1 protein-coding gene is annotated in these 1145 nt (G+C 47.2%); it reads right to left on the reverse strand.

From position 1 onward, the window contains the following. Positions 1-1050: IS4 family transposase (locus FPZ45_RS25150; protein ID WP_144707409.1), on the reverse strand; the 1050-nt coding region annotated here is incomplete at its 3' end. Positions 1051-1145: the final 95 nt, after the last annotated feature.

Consider the following 1145-nt stretch of genomic DNA (forward strand, 5'->3'; position numbering starts at 1 on the left):
ACTAAATAAGCGATCAAAATCGGCAAACGTCAACCGTGCGCTCCAATGGACGGTTGCGTTTCCTTGATCGAACACGTATTTTAGCAGGACATAAACGATTAACGCCGTATACAACTGACCATATACCGCATTTGGTGTCGTACCGAACAGTTTGGGGACGTTCAAGTGTTGCTTAATCCAGCGAAAAAACACTTCAATCTGCCATCTGCTCTTGTAGATCTCAGCGATTCGTTCTGCCGAGTGCCAGTGCAGATTCGTCGCCAGAATGACCGGATTTCCGTTGGGATCTTTTAGAGTCACCACCCTGAAACGGTGCTCGGAGAGTGCATAGTTTTTCCCCAACTGACAAGTAAAATCTTGTTCAATCGTTCCTAAAAACGGGGCTTTTCGCTCTCTGGGGAGCACCTGACAAAATGTCGTATTATCACGCAGTCGAATCACAAAGTATTGCCTGGTTTTCCGCGCTTCATAATCATCGAAGAGCTTGTGCTTTCCATAAGCCCGGTCTGCAACCAAAATAAATCTAGGATCCAGCAGTTTCGGGCAACTCTTCAGGTCGGGCTCATTTCCTGTGGTTTCAGTAACGCGGTGTACCTCCCCGCGATCTGCAAGAAACGCGACGTGTAGTTTCACGCCTGCTTTTTGACCTTGGAGGGGCGCCCAAGGAAGTCGTCCCCTACCGACTGTGATTTGGGTAGAGTCCACGATAAGCAGCTCTTTGGGAATCCTTAGAGCCCGTCGGGTCCTGCGATTACACAATTCAATCATAAGGTTTAACAAACGCTGGAATATTTCGAAGGGAACGTCTTTGGCTTTTTTGGAGAGCGTAGAATGGTCCGCCGGCTTTTGCCCACTAAGCGTCATTCGTTTTTCGCCGTCACGATATCCGTCCCATTGCTGAATCGTCGCTTCACTCAGAAACAGGAACAAACGATAAACCGTGAAATTCCTGGCAACATCCACGTACCCGACTTCTTTAAGAATAGATTCTACCTTTTCTTTAGGGATTACCGTTTGCATGATTCTCCATAATGGAGTAGACTTTTTCAAGAAGGCCGCCTCATTTCGGTGTTTGTAGGGGTACAAACACTTTACCGAATGGGCGGCCTTTTTTCTACTTTTTTTGGTTAATCAACACGCTTGGG

This window comes from Cohnella terricola, assembly GCF_007786475.1.
In the GTDB taxonomy this organism is placed as follows: Bacteria; Bacillota; Bacilli; order Paenibacillales; family Paenibacillaceae; genus Cohnella; species Cohnella terricola.